The 19,129-nt window shown below is 46.0% G+C and carries 18 protein-coding genes; 7 read left to right on the top strand and 11 right to left on the bottom strand.

The window, feature by feature from the left end:
- Positions 1 to 181: 181 nt before the first annotated feature.
- On the bottom strand, positions 182 to 1,045 hold the full coding sequence (gene rsmI / locus KIT90_RS07285) for a 16S rRNA (cytidine(1402)-2'-O)-methyltransferase (protein ID WP_005428578.1): 864 nt from the start codon (positions 1,043 to 1,045) through the stop codon (positions 182 to 184).
- Positions 1,046 to 1,113: 68 nt separating this feature from the next.
- Here rsmI and KIT90_RS07280 point away from each other — a divergent pair, with 68 nt between their 5' ends.
- The 4 genes from KIT90_RS07280 to KIT90_RS07265 are packed head-to-tail and all read left to right on the top strand — an operon-like array spanning position 1,114 to position 4,546.
- Positions 1,114 to 2,925 carry a penicillin-binding protein activator gene (locus tag KIT90_RS07280; protein WP_045416378.1) on the top strand — a complete coding sequence of 604 codons (1,812 nt, stop codon included), beginning with the start codon at positions 1,114 to 1,116 and terminating at the stop codon, positions 2,923 to 2,925.
- On the top strand, positions 2,912 to 3,280 hold the full coding sequence (locus KIT90_RS07275; RefSeq protein WP_038893956.1) for a YraN family protein: 369 nt from the start codon (positions 2,912 to 2,914) through the stop codon (positions 3,278 to 3,280). Before KIT90_RS07280 ends, KIT90_RS07275 begins: the two co-directional genes overlap by 14 nt.
- A gap of 3 nt (positions 3,281 to 3,283) precedes the next feature.
- Entirely contained in the window at positions 3,284 to 3,874 is a 591-nt protein-coding gene (locus tag KIT90_RS07270; RefSeq protein ID WP_005436112.1) for a phosphoheptose isomerase, read from the top strand.
- A 21-nt stretch (positions 3,875 to 3,895) separates the two neighbouring features.
- Entirely contained in the window at positions 3,896 to 4,546 is a 651-nt protein-coding gene (locus KIT90_RS07265) for a BON domain-containing protein (protein ID WP_285376033.1), read from the top strand.
- A 67-nt stretch (positions 4,547 to 4,613) separates the two neighbouring features.
- Here the strand turns inward: KIT90_RS07265 and sspB are convergent, their stop codons facing one another.
- The 8 genes from sspB to zapE all read right to left on the bottom strand — a co-directional run bounded on the left by sspB (position 4,614) and on the right by zapE (position 11,177).
- Positions 4,614 to 5,093 (bottom strand): ClpXP protease specificity-enhancing factor, encoded by a 480-nt coding sequence (gene sspB, locus KIT90_RS07260; protein WP_005436108.1) that lies wholly within the window; start codon positions 5,091 to 5,093, stop codon positions 4,614 to 4,616.
- A 19-nt stretch (positions 5,094 to 5,112) separates the two neighbouring features.
- Entirely contained in the window at positions 5,113 to 5,748 is a 636-nt protein-coding gene (gene sspA, locus KIT90_RS07255; protein ID WP_005436105.1) for a stringent starvation protein SspA, read from the bottom strand.
- A gap of 96 nt (positions 5,749 to 5,844) precedes the next feature.
- Positions 5,845 to 6,582, bottom strand: a complete 738-nt coding sequence (locus tag KIT90_RS07250) for a cytochrome c1 (RefSeq protein WP_005436103.1) — start codon at positions 6,580 to 6,582, stop codon at positions 5,845 to 5,847.
- Positions 6,579 to 7,844, bottom strand: coding sequence for a cytochrome bc complex cytochrome b subunit (locus KIT90_RS07245; protein WP_005436097.1), 1,266 nt, complete (start codon positions 7,842 to 7,844; stop codon positions 6,579 to 6,581). The genes KIT90_RS07250 and KIT90_RS07245 overlap by 4 nt, the downstream gene beginning before the upstream one ends.
- Positions 7,844 to 8,434: a ubiquinol-cytochrome c reductase iron-sulfur subunit gene (gene petA / locus KIT90_RS07240; protein ID WP_005436095.1), complete on the bottom strand. Its 591-nt coding sequence runs from the start codon at positions 8,432 to 8,434 to the stop codon at positions 7,844 to 7,846. The genes KIT90_RS07245 and petA overlap by 1 nt, the downstream gene beginning before the upstream one ends.
- Positions 8,435 to 8,982: 548 nt before the next feature.
- Positions 8,983 to 9,375 carry a 30S ribosomal protein S9 gene (gene rpsI, locus KIT90_RS07235; RefSeq protein WP_005436094.1) on the bottom strand — a complete coding sequence of 131 codons (393 nt, stop codon included), beginning with the start codon at positions 9,373 to 9,375 and terminating at the stop codon, positions 8,983 to 8,985.
- A 15-nt stretch (positions 9,376 to 9,390) separates the two neighbouring features.
- Positions 9,391 to 9,819, bottom strand: a complete 429-nt coding sequence (gene rplM, locus KIT90_RS07230) for a 50S ribosomal protein L13 (RefSeq protein WP_005436093.1) — start codon at positions 9,817 to 9,819, stop codon at positions 9,391 to 9,393.
- A gap of 254 nt (positions 9,820 to 10,073) precedes the next feature.
- On the bottom strand, positions 10,074 to 11,177 hold the full coding sequence (gene zapE / locus KIT90_RS07225) for a cell division protein ZapE (protein ID WP_285376029.1): 1,104 nt from the start codon (positions 11,175 to 11,177) through the stop codon (positions 10,074 to 10,076).
- Between the two features lie 196 nt (positions 11,178 to 11,373).
- Here zapE and zapG point away from each other — a divergent pair, with 196 nt between their 5' ends.
- From zapG to degS, 3 genes are all read left to right on the top strand, one after another.
- Positions 11,374 to 11,817 (top strand): Z-ring associated protein ZapG, encoded by a 444-nt coding sequence (zapG, locus tag KIT90_RS07220; RefSeq protein WP_005436091.1) that lies wholly within the window; start codon positions 11,374 to 11,376, stop codon positions 11,815 to 11,817.
- 219 nt (positions 11,818 to 12,036) lie between these two features.
- The gene (locus KIT90_RS07215; protein ID WP_009707746.1) at positions 12,037 to 13,404 is read left to right on the top strand and encodes a Do family serine endopeptidase; all 1,368 of its coding nucleotides are present in this window, start codon (positions 12,037 to 12,039) and stop codon (positions 13,402 to 13,404) included.
- Between the two features lie 203 nt (positions 13,405 to 13,607).
- On the top strand, positions 13,608 to 14,675 hold the full coding sequence (gene degS / locus KIT90_RS07210; protein ID WP_005436089.1) for an outer membrane-stress sensor serine endopeptidase DegS: 1,068 nt from the start codon (positions 13,608 to 13,610) through the stop codon (positions 14,673 to 14,675).
- Positions 14,676 to 14,713: 38 nt separating this feature from the next.
- Here degS and parC read toward each other — a convergent pair whose 3' ends face one another.
- Both parC and parE read right to left on the bottom strand, forming a co-directional pair.
- Positions 14,714 to 17,002 carry a DNA topoisomerase IV subunit A gene (gene parC / locus KIT90_RS07205; RefSeq protein WP_285376026.1) on the bottom strand — a complete coding sequence of 763 codons (2,289 nt, stop codon included), beginning with the start codon at positions 17,000 to 17,002 and terminating at the stop codon, positions 14,714 to 14,716.
- 3 nt (positions 17,003 to 17,005) lie between these two features.
- Positions 17,006 to 18,886: a DNA topoisomerase IV subunit B gene (parE, locus tag KIT90_RS07200; protein WP_005436086.1), complete on the bottom strand. Its 1,881-nt coding sequence runs from the start codon at positions 18,884 to 18,886 to the stop codon at positions 17,006 to 17,008.
- Positions 18,887 to 19,129: the final 243 nt, after the last annotated feature.

Genomic DNA, 19,129 nt, shown 5'->3' with positions numbered 1-19,129 from the left:
TCCCGCCTCTCGAAGCGAAGCATTCTAAAAGTACCAGCACTCATAAAAAAGGAGTCGCGTTAACAACTCCCTTCTCAATCTTATCTAAATATCTCTGAAAACTAACGGCTCTTGCACTAGACGGCCAAAGCTCACTTCTCGAATCCCGCCTCTCGAAGCGAAGCGTCAGCGTTCTTTATGCTTAGCCCAGATTCTCCAAGCCCCACTTATACAGTGCATTTTTCTTTAGGCTGTAGATTTCTGCAGCAAGTGCCGCGGCTTTCTTCAATGGAAGCTCTTTAGTCAAAATACCCAGTGTGCGAGTTGCTTCGTCTGGCAGAGTATCTTCTGTGGAGTCACGGTGGCCGTGAATAAGCAGAACCATCTCACCGCGCTGTTGGTTATCATCGCTTTTTACCCACTCAATCAGCTCACCTAGTGGCATTCCTTGAATGGTTTCAAAGGTTTTAGTTAACTCTCGCGCCAAGACAACTTCTCGTTCTGGACCAAGAACGTCTAACATATCTTGTAGAGAGTCTAAAATGCGATGCGGCGATTCATAGAAGATACAAGTGCGTTCCACTGACGCAATTTCCAAGAACTTGTCTTTACGGCCTTTGCTTTTCGGTGGTAGAAAGCCTTCGAAACTAAAGCGATCAGAAGGCAAGCCCGACGCACTTAACGCAGTGATGACCGCACACGCACCAGGAAGAGGCACAACTCTAACGCCCGCTTGACGACATTTTGTCACCAAATGGTATCCTGGATCGCTTATTAGCGGCGTACCAGCGTCAGACACCAATGCGATAGATTGACCTGATAATAGCTTTTCAACCAATACTTGCGCTTTTTGCTGCTCGTTATGATCGTGCAACGCGAAAGTTTTGGTTTGGATATTGAAGTGAGACAGTAATTTGCCCGTATGTCGAGTATCCTCAGCGGCAATGATGTCCACATTCGACAGAACTTCGATAGCACGTTGTGTGATATCCGCTAAATTTCCGATTGGAGTCGGTACGATGTAGAGAGTTGGCCCCTCATTCGGCAACTTATTTTTATCTGTCATTTGTTTACCATCACTTCAACGATTAATATAGAGACAATTTTGTACAAAATTATAGAGAACTCACGGCAATGATGAACCATAAGAGACTCAGTGTACCACGCTTACTTACTCCTGTTGCACTGGCAATTACGCTCGCCGCCTGTTCTTCAGGCCCGCGCCAACCAGATAGCGTTGATATTACACTTGAGCCGACACAGTCTGTTCAGAACTACATGATTCAAGCGGATAGCACCGAAGGTAGCTTACAAAACGACTGGTTGATCATGGCAACCAAAGCGGCAATTCAAGCGAACGAATTGGATCAAGCGGAGTTGCTGATCAAGCGTCTTTCTCGTCAGCAATTGACCGAAGTTCAACAAGCAGAGTGGCAATTAGCCCGTGCGACCATACAGCAAAAGAAAGGCAATTACCCACAATTGCTGCAAACGCTGAACTTCCAACCTAACTGGAAACTGCCAAGCGAACAGTGGAAAGACTACTACGAACTGCGTGCAGATGCTTACCAAAGCATGAACCAACCGTTCGAAGCAAACCGCCAGTTGGTTGCACAGGGTCAATATGCTTCATCAGCAGAACAACGTGAGATCTCTAGCCGTATTTGGATGAACTTTGCCAGCTATTCAGAAAGTGAACTAACGGCACTGCAAACGGCTCCTAACGAAGATGTACTTGATGGCTGGTTGCAACTAGCAATCTACTCAAAGACCCTGTCAAGCAACATTCCACAACTAAAGAACACGCTTGAACGTTGGCTAAGTGAAAACCCATCTCACCCAGCAGCGGTTTACACACCAGTTGAAATTCAAAACATTCTGTCTTTAGAAATCGTTAAGCCAAACAACACAGCTCTACTGCTGCCTCTTACAGGCAAGTTTGCTCCGCAAGCACAGCTGATTCGTGATGGTTTCATCTTTGCGATGATGAACGATGATATGCGCGATCCAAGCGCGACGCTAACTGTGATCGATACTCACGCTTATTCAGCGGATCAAATCAAACAGCGTCTAATCAACGAGAACATCGACTTTGTTGTTGGTCCTCTGCAAAAAGAAAACGTTGAGAAGCTACAAGCGACCTTGGATGGCTCAGAAACTGGCGTGAAGATCCCAGCTCTAGCATTGAACATTCCTGAAGACGTTCAACCAGGTACAGACATGTGTTACCTAGCACTGTCTCCTGAACAAGAAGTGGCGCAAGCAGCAAAATACTTGTTCAATCAAGGCTACCAATTCCCAATGATCTTGGCACCAAATGGCGCTTACGGTCAGCGTGTGGTTGAAGCGTTTAATGAAGAATGGCGCAAGTACAGCTCAAACAAAGTGGCTTCGAGCTACTTTGGCGACAAGCGTCAGCTTCAGAAGAACATTAACAGCGTATTTGGCCTACAAGAGAGCCAACAACGTATCGCACAAATGCAGTCTCTGATGCGTATTTCTTTAGAGAGCCCACCACGCAGCCGTCGTGATGTGGACGCGGTGTACATTGTTGCTCGCAGCTCTGAACTTACGCTTATTAAGCCATTTATTGAAGTGGCGATTAACCCAGACGCTAAACCACCTAAGTTGTTCTCAAACTCACGCAGTAACAGCGGTGGTGCGACATACGAAGATCTATCAGGCGTGGCTTACAGTGACATTCCAATGCTGATCAATCCAGATCCAACCATCGAAGCAGAAATGAATGAGCTATGGGCAGATCAATCTAACATGGAAAAACGCTTGGAAGCGCTGGGTATGGACGCGTACAAACTGATTGGTGAATTACCACAAATGAAGCTTCTGCCGGGTTACTCGGTAAGCGGTCAGACGGGCGTGCTTAGCATCGACAACAACTGTGTTGTAGAACGTGAGCTAGACTGGGCTGAGCGTGGGGCTCTTTAGTAAGAGACAAATCGGCAACCAATATGAAACCCTGGCGAAGCAGTATTTGCAGCGCCAGGGTTTGCGCTTTTTAGATCAAAATTTTCTGACTAAAGTCGGTGAAATTGATTTAATCTTCCAACAAGGTGAAACTATCGTCTTTGTTGAGGTCAAATATCGTAAGAATGATAGCTTTGGCTCAGCAGCAGAAATGGTCACCCGCGCAAAAATGCGTAAACTAGTCAAAACAGCCCAAATTTGGCTAAGCCAGCAAAAACGCTCGGCGTACAATATCGATTATCGGTTTGATGTGGTCGCCATTCACGACAATGGTCGAGACATTAACTGGATACAAAATGCAATCTCTGAAGGATAAACGATGCTAGACAGCATTAAAGACAGTTTTACAGAAAGTATTCAAATTCAAATTGCGGCAGCAGAAGCGTTGCCAGATGCCATTACTCACGCCGCTCAAGCTATGGTGTCGAGCCTACTTAATGGCAACAAAATCCTATGCTGTGGCAACGGTGGCAGTGCATCGAACTCGCAACAGTTTGTCTCTTGCCTTTTGAACCGATTCGAAACTGAGCGCCCTAGCCTTCCAGCAATGGCCTTAACAGCAGATAACACAACATTGACTGCTGTAGCTAACGATTACCACTACCAAGAGATCTTCTCTAAGCAAGTACGCGCCTTTGGTCAGCCTGGCGACATTTTGTTGGCCATTTCGACCAGTGGTAACAGCAAAAACGTTCTTAAAGCGATGGAAGCAGCTGTAACACGCGATATGACCATCATCGCCCTAACGGGCAAAGACGGTGGTGAAATGGCAGGCCTGCTTGGTGAGAATGATGTTGAAATCCGCATCCCATCACATCGTACAGCGCGCATTCATGAAGTGCACATGGTGACACTTCATTGTCTGTGTGATCTAATCGACCAAGTACTTTTCCCAGCTCACGAAGAATAACCGAATTGAGAGTTTAGAATTATGATACGTAGTCTTGTCATTTTGTGTGCAGCGCTGAGCATGAGCGGCTGTGCAGGTTTGTTTATTGCAGGGGCAGCGACCACTGCCAATCTCGTTACAGATACACGCACGACCAAAGAAATTTGGCAAGACAACAACATCGAATTCGAAGTCGCTGCAATTGGCAATAAAGCCCCTTTCAAAGGCAAAGCGCGCGTCGTTGCGAGTTCATACAACGGCACTGTCGTGCTAATGGGCCAAGCCCCAACTCAAGAACTCATCAACGAGTTTGAAAGCAAAGCTCGTGAAGTAAATGGTGTGAAGAACATCCATAACCAAATTAAGCAAAAAGAGCCTTTGAGCGTGACACAAATCAGTAACGACAGCTGGATCACGACTAAAGTGAAATCAGCGCTGCTTACCGACAGCGAGCTTAATGGTGTGAAAGTGAAAGTTATTACTGAAGACAGTGATGTATTCTTATTTGGTTATGTAACGCCAGAACAAAGTGAGAGAGCAACAGAGATTGCACGCAATATCTCAGGCGTAAAACAGGTAATCAAAGGCTTCCAGTACGGTGATGAAAAGCCACTAGAAGTTGAAGAGCCAGAAGCAGCAAATACAGTCCCAGAAGAGACAGAAAAAGAGACGCCGGTAAACGAGCTTGGATAAGTGACGAAGCCTGTTATCAAAAGGCTGAATTAGATAAGAAAAAAGCAGCGTATCGACGCTGCTTTTTTTATTTGATAACTCGTAAGCTTGGTCTGCCTTTCGGGCGAGGTGTTTCTTCCTCTTCAGACTCAGAGTCCACGATTTCAGGTTCATCATTCACCGTGGTGAAGGTTGGAGACTGCTCTTCTTCGACAATCCCTTCCTCTTCAATATGGGTGTATGCTTCTTCTGGTTCAAACATGGTGCCAGCACCATTCTCACGTGCGTAAATCGCTTGTACAGCGTAAACAGGCACGATAACCGAATGCGGACGACCACTAAAACGAGCGTGGAAGGTAATCGCATCATTACCCAACTCAAGTTGACCAACAGCACGTGGAGCAATGTTCAAGATGATTTGACCGTCTTGAACAAACTCAACTGGTACACGCACACCTGGCATGGTTGCATCAACCACCAAGTGTGGAGTTAAGTCATTGTCTACTAGCCACTCGTAGAATGCGCGAAGCATGTACGGACGGCGAGCAGTCATTTTTGCAATATCCATAACGTGTTATCTAAATCGCTTAGCGAACTAGACGCATTTCACGTTCAGCTTCAGTTAGAGAAGCAAGGAATGAATCACGTTCAAATACGCGGTTCATGTAAACTTTGATCTCTTTAGAACCTGGGCCTACAAGGTCGATACCTAGTTGAGGTAGACGCCACAATAGTGGAGCTAGGTAACAATCGATTAGGCTGAACTCTTCACTCATGAAGTATTCGTATTCTGCAAAGATTGGGGCAAGAGTCAGAAGATCGTTACGTAGTTTAGTACGTGCTTTTTCTGATTCTTCCGCGTTACCTTTAACAACCTTTTCAGCTAGTGAGTACCAGTTGCGTTCAATACGGTACATCATCAGACGGCTGTTACCACGAGCAACTGGGTAAACAGGCATTAGAGGTGGATGAGGGAAACGCTCGTCCAAGTACTCCATGATGATTTTTGAATCGTAAAGAGCTAACTCACGGTCCACAAGAGTTGGTACTGACTTGTATGGGTTCAGTTCCACAAGCTCAGCAGGAAGGTTAGCTTCATCAACAAGCTCAACTTCAACACTTACGCCTTTTTCAGCTAATACGATGCGAACCTGATGGCTATACAAATCTGATGCACTTGAGAAAAGAGTCATCACAGAACGTTTATTGGCAGCTACAGCCATGGAGCCCTCCAGCACACTTACAAATAAAAATAATGGAGGCTAAGCCTCCATTATTCGTCAATTAAAATTGGGAATTAGCACGGTATGATAGCACAATTAATGCACATCACGCCAATACTCTTTCTTGAGCATCACGACAACAATTGTTAGTAGAACTAGGAAGCCCATTACCCACCAACCAAGCGCATGACGCTCTAGCTGAACTGGGTCACCAGAGTAAACTAGGAAGTTCACTAGGTCGCCAACTGCTTTATCATACTCGCCAGAGCTTAGCTCACCCGTTCCGTTAGTTTCAGTACCAACAACCACTTGTACTTCTTCACCGTCCACAACTTTTGTGCCGTAAACTGGCGTCGGGATGCCTTGAAGTTCTTCAAGAACGTGCGGCATACCAACGCTTGGGAAAACAATGTTGTTCACGCCGAATGGACGAGATGGGTCAACATAGAAAGAGCGCAGGTAAGTGTACAGCCAGTCTGCACCACGAACTCGAGCAACAAGCGTTAGATCCGGTGGCGGCGCACCAAACCAGTCACCCGCTTGCTTCGCAGGCATCGCATTAACCATTAGGTCACCGATTTTCGCTTCAGGATCAAAAATCAGGTTTTCCTTCATTAGGTCAGCAGGAATATCCAAGTCTGTTGCTACTCGCTCGTAACGCTGGTATTGCGTTGAGTGACAAGCAAAACAGTAGTTCATGAATAGCTTAGCGCCGTTTTGCAGCGAAGCTTTATCCGATAGGTCCACGTTCGCCTTGTCTAGCGGTACGTTGGCACCCGCTGCCATCGCGAGAGATGGCAACATAGCAAATAGAATTACAATCCACTTCTTCATTTGAATGTCACCCTCTCTGGTAATGGTTTGGTTGCTTCATTTTTGCTGTAGAAGAACAGCAGTACAAAGAACATGAAGTAACACAAGCTAAAGATCTGAGACAGAATTGTGTACAGCGGCGTTGCCGGCAGTGCACCCAAAATACCCAGAGCGATAAAGGCGATAGTGAACTGAACAATATTCAACAGGTGCAGTTTGCTACGGTAACGGTATGAACGCACTTTACAACGGTCCAACCAAGGTAGAACAAACAGTACTGCAATTGACGCACCCATTAGGATTACACCCAATAGTTTGTCAGGAACCGCACGCAAGATTGCGTAGAACGGAGTGAAGTACCATACAGGAGCGATGTGCTCAGGTGTCTTCAGTGGGTTTGCAGCTTCAAAGTTAGGCGGCTCAAGGAAGTACCCCCCCATCTCGGGGTTGAAGAACAGCACGTAACAGAAGAAGAACAAGAAACCAGCGACACCAACCAAGTCCTTAACCGTACCGTACGGGTGGAAAGGAATCGAATCGATGATGTCGTATTTCTTCGTGTAGTAATCGTGGAACTTGAATTGCGTTTCGTAATCGTCGCCCATTGAACCTTTTGGCAGCTTAGTCTCGATACCATCCGGGTTGTTAGAGCCAACTTCGTGCAGTGCCAATACGTGCAAAACAACAAGAAGAAGCAGAACAATAGGTAGTGCAATAACGTGTAGTGCGAAGAAACGGTTCAGCGTTGCACCAGAGATGATGTAGTCACCACGGATCCAAAGTGTTAAGTCGTCACCGATGACAGGAATCGCACCAAACAGAGAAATGATTACCTGAGCACCCCAGTATGACATCTGACCCCATGGTAATAGGTAACCCATGAAGGCTTCTGCCATTAGAACCAAGAAGATCAACATACCGAAGATCCAAAGTAGCTCACGAGGCTTTTGGTATGAACCGTAAATCAGACCACGGAACATGTGCAGGTAAACAACAACGAAAAACGCTGATGCGCCAGTTGAGTGCATGTAACGCAACAACCAGCCGTAATCAACGTCACGCATGATGTATTCGATAGAAGCAAACGCACCATCACCAGATGGAACGTAGTTCATTGTTAACCAGATACCCGTAAGGATTTGGTTAACCAGTACCAACATTGCCAGAGAACCGAAAAGGTACCAAAAGTTGAAGTTCTTAGGCATTGGGTATTCAGACAAATGCTTTTTATAAGCATTCATCGCGGGAATTCGTTTTTCAACCCAGTCTAGTAGTGCTTGCATTATGCGTCTCCCTCATCAACACCGATCATGAGCTTCGTATCACTCAAATACATGTGCTTAGGAACCACAAGGTTCAGAGGTGCAGGAACACCTTGGAACACTCGACCAGCCATATCGAATTTAGAACCATGACATGGACAGAAGAAGCCAGACTTAACGCCTTGGACTTGCTCTGAGAACGTGTCAGGTAGATAGGTCGGTGAACAACCTAAGTGAGTACAGAAGCCAACTGCCACGAAATACTCAGGCTTGATCGAACGATGCGCATTCTGAGCATAAACTGGCTGTTGTTCCATTTCTGATTGTGGGTCACGAAGCTGTCCGTCGATGTTCTTTAGGTTATCCACCACTTCTTGAGTACGACGTACAACCCATACAGGCTTACCTTGCCACTCAACACGAACCATCTGACCGGCTTCGATTTTACTGATATCCACTTCCACCGGTGCACCCGCAGCTTTTGCTTTGGCGCTCGGATTCCATGATTTGATAAAAGGCACGGCGACGGCAGCTGCCCCTAATCCACCAACAACTGCCGTTGTAGCGGTTAGAAAACGCCTGCGACCGTTATTTAAAGGCGCGTTGCTCATCCAAACATTCTCCCATTTGCTCCCTTTGGATCGTTATTATTCCGCTTATAAGAGCATGGCTAACAAATAATGAATTTAGTTCTATTTATTGGGGGGAAATGATAAAGAAAACCCTACTTTTTGACAAGATAAAGCTACCTTTTTGTAACAATTGTGAGGCAAATCGCTCACGCCGTCACAAAAGCGGCAAAATTATAAAAAATAGATGTGATTTGTAACAAGAAAGCGAAACGAAGAATGGCTAGAAACGAGATAAAAAGCCTTGTATTCCGGCTGTTTTCAGCCAATTAGATAGAAAGATCTTTCAAGAATGTGAAGGAGTCCTCCACTTTTGTTATCTCAGTTTTGTAGCACGAAGAAAACCAGAAAACTTGCAGATAAAACGATCAAATGTTGCGAGGATATTAAGCAAGAATGTGAAAACAAATGCGAAAGGAAAAACGGACTTTTCAAGCTTTAGAAAAACAAAAAGCTCGGCATATAGCCGAGCTTTGATGCACAGTTTCCAAAGTAACTCTGGAACAGCATAAATTTCCGATAAGAGGAAATTAACGCTTAGAGAACTGTGGACGACGACGTGCTTTACGTAGACCAACTTTCTTACGTTCAACGCAACGAGCGTCACGAGTAACGTAACCAGCTGCACGTAGAGTAGGACGTAGAGACTCATCGTACTCCATAAGAGCGCGAGTGATACCGTGACGGATAGCACCAGCTTGACCAGAAATACCGCCACCTTTAACAGTAACGTATAGGTCTAGCTTCTCAGTTAGTTCAACTAGCTCAAGAGGTTGTTTAACAACCATGCGAGAAGTTGGACGACCGAAGTACTCATCAAGGCTACGCTTGTTGATTACGATGTTGCCGCTGCCTGGTTTGATGAAAACACGCGCAGCTGAGCTTTTGCGACGGCCAGTGCCGTAGTATTGATTCTCTGCCATTTTCGAAATCCCCAATTAGATGTCTAGTACTTGTGGTTGTTGAGCAACATGGTTGTGCTCAGCGCCCGCGTAAACTTTAAGCTTACGGTACATAGCACGGCCTAGAGGACCACGTGGAAGCATGCCTTTAACTGCTAGCTCAAGAACCATCTCAGGTTTACGATCGATCAACTTTTCAAAAGTGATAGATTTTAGACCACCTGGGAATTCAGAGTGACGGTAGTACACTTTGCCTTTAGCTTTGTTGCCAGTTACAGCAACTTTCTCAGCGTTGATAACGATGATGTAATCACCAGTGTCAACGTGAGGAGTGTATTCAGCTTTATGTTTGCCACGTAGGCGAGATGCAATTTCACTTGCTAGACGGCCAAGAGTTTTACCCTCTGCGTCTACAACATACCAGTCGCGTTTTACAGTTTCTGGTTTAGCAACGAAAGTTTTCATGCTAATAATAACCCGTTAATTAAATTTTAAACTTTAAAGGAACACAGTATTGTGTTCCCACACTGTCTAAGAGCCCAGTCATCACCCCTTCGAGTCGTTGGTACTCTCGACCTTCTATGCCGAAATAACTTCGATATTCAGGTCTGCAGTAACGGTGGGTCGCAGGATTATAGAGAAGAGCGAAGAAAAAATCACCTTTTTTTGCGCCAAATCACTAATTTTTTCTTCACTTTTTTAAGATGAGTTGCTGTTTTTTACGCCAGATGCTCTCTAGCAAGGTATTCGTGACTCTGCATTTCTGTCAGTCGAGACAAGCAACGTTTAAATTCGAACTCTAACTGTCCTTGTGTATAAAGGAACTCCATTGCAACTTCAGCAGAAATAATCAACTTAACGTTACGTTCATAGAATTCATCGACCAATGCAATAAAGCGTCTCGCTGCATCATCTATCTTGCTATCCATTTGCTTCACGTCTGCTAGCAAGACTGTATGGTAGATGCGCGATAATTCAATATAATCGTTTTGACTGCGTGGAGTTTGACACAGTTGTTCAAAAGAAGCATGTAGCACGCCATCACTGGCCTCTATTACCGCCACTTCTCGATGGTTGATTTCAATGCTGTGTGTTGCAACTTTTCTTTCACCAATCAACTGTTGGTAATACGTATTAAGATTGATAGACGCCTGCTCGTCCAACGGATAATGATAGATTTCGGCTTGTTGCAGCGTTCTTAGGCGGTAATCCACGCCACTGTCGACATTAAGCACATCACAGCGCTGAATGATCATGTCTATCGCTGGTAAAAAGCGCGCCCGTTGTAAGCCATTACGATACAAGTTTTCTGGTTCAATGTTCGACGTCGCGACCAAAATCATTTGTCGCTTAAACATCTCTTGCAACAAGGTCGCTAAGATCATCGCATCTGTGATATCGGAAACGAAGAATTCATCAAAACAGACCACATCCGCTTCTTTCTTGAATAAATCGGCCACTTTTGACAACGGGTTTTCCACTTCACCTAAACGCTTGAGCTCATCATGCACACGATACATAAAACGGTGAAAATGCACGCGCATCTTTCTTTCTGTCGGCAAGGCGTCAAAAAACGCATCCATGAGGTAAGTTTTGCCCCGCCCTACTCCTCCCCAAAAGTACAGGCCTTTTGGTGGTTCTGGCATTTCAGGCTTTTTACCCAGTAATTTCTGCCAAGTGCTAAGCTGAGGAATAGGCGCAGACTGGAATTCTGCAATCGCATGGTAAAGGTTGTCTAAAGCAACGACAGCATTATGTTGTGCTTCGTCACGCTGGAATCCATGCTCTGCTATGTCTTGTTGGTATCGTTGTAATGGTGTCATGGCATTGAGTCGTATCAGAGGTACAGAAAAAATTGTCACCTCGGGGTCAGCTTTGAGAATAGAGAGATGTGGATATCAGTCCCCGAAGACTTACCGCTATTTTTCTTTATCGGCTGTTCAAGCCATAGTAACATGGACTAGCACCGCGTGTAACTAAGTAGTAAAAGACTTGTTAAAACAACTATAAGGAGCAGTTATGCCTTGGATTTATGCCATTGTGGGTTTGCTGGTCGGTACAATCGTAGGCGTAGTCATTAGTAGACTAACCACCCCCGAATACAAAAAACAAAAGTCTGTGCAAAAAGAGCTGGAAGCAGCCAAGTTTGAGCTAGAGCAACAACGTCAAGAGCTCGTCGATCACTTTGCACAAACTGCAGAAATGTTGGATACCTTAGGTAAAGACTACACCAAGCTGTACCAACACATGGCGAAGACGTCTTCAGAACTTCTGCCTAACCTGCCTGAGCAAGACAATCCGTTCGATAAGAAGACTGCTATGTCGACTGAACAGATTGAAGAAGACCAATCTAACGTCAACGAACAACCAAAAGACTACGCCAACGGCGCAACAGGTCTTTTAAAGGATCAGGAAAAAGAAATCATCGACGCACCAGAAGCTGTCACTGCTAAAGCGTCATAATCCCCCCCTTTCCTACCTAACTGGGTCAATACATACACATTTCTTATCAATTTGTATTGACCCTTTTTGAACTTTTCTTAAGCAACTCATCTCTAACAACCTGTGTGCTGTCGCCACCTTTTGATTATCCGAATTAATCCCTATATAACTAAATAACCGTATAGAACTAACGGTTCGGATATTTCTTTTTGACAGACCTGTTTCAAGAGGAGTTATTGGATGAAAAAACCATTGCTTGCGCTAACCGTTCTATCTTTAAGCTTGGGTTCAATCATCACCCCAATTACTGCGACTGCGGCACTGCCGTTAAGTGTGGATGGGGAGCAGTTACCTAGCCTTGCCCCGATGCTCGAAAAAGTGACCCCTGCGGTTGTGAGTATTGCGGTTGAAGGTAAACAAGTTCAAACCAGCCGTATCCCAGAGCAGTTTCAGTTCTTCTTTGGGCCTGAGTTTCCAACAGAGCAAACTCGCGAACGTCCATTCCGAGGCTTAGGCTCTGGCGTTATTATTAACGCCGACAAAGGGCAAATCGTCACAAACTACCATGTAATTAAAGGCGCTGATGACATCCGTGTCCGTTTGTACGATGGTCGAGAGTACGATGCAGAATTAGTGGGTGGAGATGAAATGTCAGACATTGCTCTACTCAAACTGGAAAAAGCAAAAGATCTGACTCAGATTAAAGTCGCCGATTCAGACAAGCTACGCGTTGGTGATTTCACGGTTGCGATTGGTAACCCGTTTGGCCTTGGTCAAACCGTCACTTCGGGTATCGTCTCGGCACTGGGTCGAAGCGGCTTGAATGTGGAGAACTTCGAGAACTTCATCCAAACAGATGCGGCCATCAACAGCGGTAACTCGGGCGGTGCTTTAGTTAATCTCAATGGTGAACTTATCGGTATCAATACAGCGATTCTTGGTCCGAATGGCGGTAATGTTGGTATCGGTTTTGCGATTCCATCTAACATGATGAAAAACTTAACAGACCAAATTCTAGAGTTTGGCGAAGTGAAACGCGGCATGCTGGGCGTACAAGGTGGTGAAGTCACTTCAGAGCTGGCAGAAGCATTAGGTTATGAATCGAGTAAAGGTGCGTTTGTTAGCCAAGTAGTGCCTGATAGCGCTGCAGATAAAGCAGGCCTGAAAGCTGGTGATGTGATTACTTCCGTAAACGGTAAGTCGATTGATACTTTCTCCGAGTTACGCGCAAAAGTCGCAACGCTCGGTGCGGGCAAAGAGATCACATTGGGTGTGATTCGTGATGGTAAGAAGAAATCCTTCGATGTGACGTTAGGTGAATCGACCAATGTGAAAGCGAAAGCGGAAACGCTTCACGAAGGCCTTAAAGGTGCAGAACTCAGCAACACGACACCAAGCGATAAAATCCAAGGTGTTAAGGTGACCAGTGTGGCTGAAAACTCTCCAGCGGCACAATACCAACTTGAGCAAGATGATATCATTATTGGTGTTAACCGTAAGCGTGTGAAGAATTTAGCAGAACTGCGCGCGATTGTTGAAAAACACAAAGGTGTGCTCGCGATAAACGTTCAACGTGGTGATCGGACGGTTTACTTAGTTATCCGTTAATAGACATCAATCAACAATCACATAGCTGAAAGCAAACGAGCGCTAGCAACATATTTATCAGTGATAGAGCTCGAATACTTTCCTTCTTATGTCATGGTTTTTTAAAAGGGCAAGACGATCGCGTCTTGCCCTTTTGTTATTTTTCAATGTAATGCTATCCTTCAGTTTTCTATGCCAATTGGGCGCTCAATCATGGAGAGGTTATGCTTAGCTTTTTGTTACGTTCTGTCTTTTTAGGCTTAGCAACTGCCGTTATCGTATTACTCGCCGTTCCATCTTTGCGCAGCAATGTTATCCCAACCGCCCTTGTTGACCCGCAACCGAGCAATATCGCATCGCTAGAAGTGTCTTTTAACCAAGCGGTAAGAAAGGCAGCACCTGCGGTGGTGAATATCTACAGCCGCAAATATGTGGAAAATGATCGCAGCAAGCTATCGACTCAAGGACTAGGTTCTGGGGTTATCGTGAGCGAAAAAGGTTACATCATTACCAACTATCACGTAGTCGCCCAAGCTGACCAAATCGTCGTTGCCTTGCAAGATGGCCGTGTTGCTGCTGCTCAATTGGTAGGTACAGACAAGCGTACAGACATTGCGATCTTACGTGTTGAAGGCTCTAACCTGCCTGTTATCCCACTAAATGCTGACTACAAACCTCAAGTGGGAGATGTGGTGCTTGCCATTGGTAACCCATACAACTTAGGCCAGACGACTACCTTCGGCATTATCTCTGCGACAGGCCGCTCGTCCATCAGTGATGGTCGCCAAGCCTTTATCCAAACCGATGCCGCTATCAATGAAGGCAACTCCGGTGGCGCATTGGTGAATACTCAAGGTGAACTGGTCGGTATCAATACCGCGTCATTCCAACAGGCGACAGACCTTGAGACCTACGGTATCTCATTTGCAATTCCAGCACCGCTAGCAAACAAAATCATGCAGAAGATCATCGCTGATGGCCGCGTGATCCGCGGTTATATCGGTATTGATGGACAAGATATTAATGCGGTAACTGCTCGCTTGTTAGGTAACGAGCACATTGGTGGTATTGTGGTTCTTGGTATTGACCCAAATGGTCCCGCAAGTGCGGCTGGTTTTGAGAAACAAGACATCATCATCAGTATTAACGGCACTAAAGTTCAAGGACGCCAAAGCGTGATGGACATAGTCACTGACCTACGTCCGGGCACCTCCGTCGATGTTGGAATTATCCGCAAGGGTAAAGAAATGAATTTAAAAGTCACCATCGCCGAAGACAAACAAGAAGCATAAAAAAATCCCAGCCATTGGCTGGGATTTTTGTTTGTGCGTTATTCGGTGTCGCTTGGTTCTTCTGAAACTTCGGAGCTTCCGCCCATCTCGATTTCAATTCGCGTTACGCGCTGTAGGCCGCGTGGTAGTAAGCTACCTCGACGTCCACGTTCACCGCGGAAGTTCTCAAGATCAGCAGGTTTCAAACCTAGCTTACGCTTGCCCGCATAAAGCGTTAGAGAAGCGCCTTGTGGTAGAGCCATCAAGTGAGACAGAACCTCTTCACGCTCTTTCGCTTTCGCGGCAGGAATGTTGATAATCTTGTTACCCTTACCTTTCGCCAATTGCGGCAGGTCTTTAATTGGGAACAGCAACATGCGGCCTTGGTTGGTAATTGCGAGAATTTCATCCGAATCCAAATCAGCAATTGTCTTCGGTGTCATCACCTCAGAGTTGGCCGGTAGCGTCACCAAGGCTTTACCGCTTCGGTTCTTAGACAGTAGCTCAGAGCCTTTACATACAAAGCCGTAACCCGCGTCAGAGCCAACTAGCCATAGTTGCTCATCTTCACCCATGATCACTTGGCGAATGCTGCTACCCGCTGTGATATTCAAGCGACCTGTAATCGGTTCGCCTTGGCTTCGAGCGGATGGCAATGAATGCGACTCTAATGAGTAGCTTCGACCGTCGCTACCGAAGAACACCGCTTGCTGGTTACTCTTACCACGCGCATGCGCTAGGTAGTTATCACCAGATTTATAGCTTAAGCCTTCTGCGTCTACATCGTGACCTTTCGCGTGACGAATCCAGCCTTTCTCTGAAAGTACCACTGTGATTGGCTCACTTGGTACTAGGTCACGTTCTGTTAGCGCTTTTGCTTCTGCACGCTCAACCAATGGAGAACGACGGTCATCGCCGTATTTCTCTGCATCGGCTTTGATTTCTTTCTTAAGTAGTGTGTTTAGACGACGCTCAGAACCTAATAGCTGCTCTAGCTTCTCACGCTCTTTTTCTAGCTCGTCTTGTTCACCACGAATCTTCATCTCTTCTAGTTTTGCTAGATGACGAAGTTTGGTATCTAGAATTGCATCCGCTTGGATATCGGTAATACCAAAACGCTCCATCAGCACTGCTTTTGGATCGTCTTCAGTACGAATGATCTCAATCACTTCATCTAGGTTTAGGTAAGCAACTAACAAACCTTCCAAGATGTGTAGACGAGCCATTACTTTGTCTAGGCGGTGTTGTAGACGACGGCGTACAGTAGTACGACGGAATTCAATCCACTCAGACAGAATTTGTACCAGACCTTTAACTTGAGGACGGTTATCCAAACCAATCATGTTCAAGTTAACACGGTAGCTACGCTCAAGATCGGTTGAAGCGAACAAGTGATTCATCAACAAGTCACAGTCAACGCGGTTTGACTTAGGCACCACTACGATACGTGTTGGGTTTTCGTGATCCGATTCGTCACGAAGGTCGTCTACCATTGGTAGTTTCTTCGCGCGCATTTGGTTCGCGATTTGTTCTAGTAACTTCGCACCCGATACTTGGTGTGGCAGAGAAGTAATGACGATGTCAGAACCTTCTTTGTGCCATACCGCACGCATCTTGATGCTACCTCGACCGTTACGGTAAATCTTCTCGATATCCGCTTGTGGTGAAGTAATTTCAGCTTCTGTTGGGTAATCTGGGCCTTTCACAAACTGCATCACATCGGGCAGTTCTGCTTTCGGGTTGTCGATTAAGTGGATGGTCGCATCCGCCACTTCACGAACGTTGTGAGGTGGAATGTCCGTCGCCATACCAACCGCGATACCAGTAACACCGTTTAGCAGGATATGAGGCAGACGTGCTGGCAACATTTGTGGCTCTTTCATCGTGCCATCAAAGTTAGGTTGCCATTCAACCGTGCCTTGACCCAGCTCGCCTAGCAGTACTTCAGCAAACTTAGACAGTTTCGCTTCGGTATAACGCATTGCCGCGAATGATTTCGGATCATCTGGCGCACCCCAGTTACCTTGACCATCTACCAATGGGTAACGGTAAGAGAATGGTTGAGCCATGAGTACCATCGCTTCGTAACACGCAGAGTCACCATGCGGGTGGTATTTACCCAGTACGTCACCAACGGTACGTGCTGATTTTTTGTATTTTGCTGATGCCGAAAGACCAAGCTCCGACATTGCGTAAATGATGCGTCGTTGAACCGGCTTCAAACCATCGCCAATGTATGGCAATGCGCGGTCCATGATTACGTACATCGAGTAGTTCAGATAAGCGTCTTCAGTGAACTTGCGCATTGGCAACTGTTCAACGCCATCATAAGTAATTTCTGTAGACATCCGTTAAACCTCTGCCATATCGCCGTTGCTTTGTAGCCAAGAACGACGGTCATCTGCTCGTTTCTTACCAAGCAGCATATCCATCATTTCCATGGTCGCCGCTGAGTCATCAATGGTTAACTGAACCAGACGACGCGTATTTGGATCCATGGTTGTTTCACGCAACTGAAGTGGGTTCATCTCACCCAGACCTTTGAATCGTTGCACGTTGATTTTGGCTTTCTTCTTCGACAAGCGCTCTAATACGCCATCTTTTTCGTCATCGTCTAGGGCATAGAATACTTCTTTACCACAGTCGATACGGTACAGAGGCGGCATCGCCACGTAGATATGACCAGCTTCAACCAGCGCACGGAAGTGACGTGTGAACAGTGCACACAATAGCGTTGCGATGTGCAGACCATCCGAGTCCGCATCGGCAAGGATACAGATTTTACCGTAACGAAGGCTGTCTAGGTTGTCACTGTCTGGGTCGATACCCAAAGCAACTGAGATATCGTGCACTTCTTGAGAAGCCAAAACTTGGTCTGCAGAGACTTCCCACGTGTTTAGGATCTTACCGCGCAGTGGCATGACCGCTTGGAACTCACGATCACGTGCTTGTTTAGCTGAACCACCCGCCGAGTCACCCTCCACGAAGAAGATTTCGGTGCGGTTAAGGTCTTGCACAGAACAGTCTGTCAGCTTACCCGGCAGTGCTGGGCCTGAGGCCACTTTCTTACGCACAACCTTTTTGCTCGCACGCATACGGCGATGGGCGTTCGCGATACAGACTTCGGCAAGTTGCTCTGCAAGTTGCGGTTTTTCGTTCAACCAAAGGCTGAATGAGTCTTTCACAACACCTGATACAAACGCAGCGGTTTGACGAGAAGAGAGGCGCTCTTTGGTCTGACCCGCAAACTGAGGATCTTGAATCTTAACCGATAGCACGTATGAACAACGGTCAAATACGTCATCACCGGTTAGCTTCACGCCACGAGGCAGCAAGTTGCGGAATTCACAGAACTCACGCATTGCATCAAGCAAACCTTGGCGCAGACCATTAACGTGAGTACCGCCTTGTGCGGTTGGGATAAGGTTCACGTAACTTTCCGTGATCATCTCACCGCCTTCTGGCTGCCAGATCACCGCCCAGTTTGCCGCTTCGGTTTCCGCTGAGAATTCACCAGTAAATGGTTCTTCTGGCAGAACGGTATAACCTTTTACACCTTCCGCTAGATAGTCTTTCAAACCATCTTCATAGAACCATTTGTAGTCTTTGTTGTTTACTTTATCTGTGAAAGTAATTTCTAGACCAGGACAAAGAACTGCTTTCGCTCGTAGGTTATTCACCAGACGAGTTACTGAGAAGTTTGCAGAATCAAAGTACTTAGCATCTGGCCAGAAGTGCACACTGGTACCACGGTTACGACGACCACATGTGCCTACAACCGTTAGGTCAGAAACTTTATCACCGTGTTCAAAAGCAATCTCATACACTTGACCATCACGACGAACGGTCACTTCAACACGCTTAGACAGCGCGTTTACAACAGAGATACCTACACCGTGCAAACCACCAGAGAATTGGTAGTTCTTATTAGAGAATTTACCACCTGCGTGAAGCTTACATAGGATCAGTTCAACACCTGATACCTTTTCTTCTGGGTGGATATCAACAGGCATGCCTCGACCATCATCGATCACTTCTAGTGATTGGTCAGCATGTAGGATGACTTGTACTTTTGAGGCATGTCCGGCTAGCGCTTCATCGACACTGTTATCGATAACTTCTTGGCCCAAGTGGTTTGGGCGCGCTGTATCCGTATACATCCCTGGTCGGCGACGTACTGGCTCTAAGCCATTCAGTACTTCAATGGCACCAGCATTATATTGTTCAGTCATAATACGGAATTGTTCTCAAAGTTTACTTGTAACCCGAGCCTCGCAATTGTGCGAGCCATACTCGAGAAACGAAAAAGCTACTTCGTCTGCATGCTTATCAAAGATAAGGTCACGCATAACAAAGTAGTCAGGGCTTCATACCCTTAAGATCTTTTTTGGCAAAACATAGTCGGAAAGCCTGCCAACTATGTCAAGAAACGGTTGGATATAGCAATGAAAACTATGAGCCTATTCCAATCGTCT

Source organism: Vibrio sp. B172a, from assembly GCF_030248355.1.
Classification (GTDB): Bacteria; Pseudomonadota; Gammaproteobacteria; order Enterobacterales; family Vibrionaceae; genus Vibrio; species Vibrio owensii.
The sequence above is the reverse complement of the archived record's forward strand: the minus strand, read 5'-3'. Positions and strand labels throughout refer to the sequence as shown.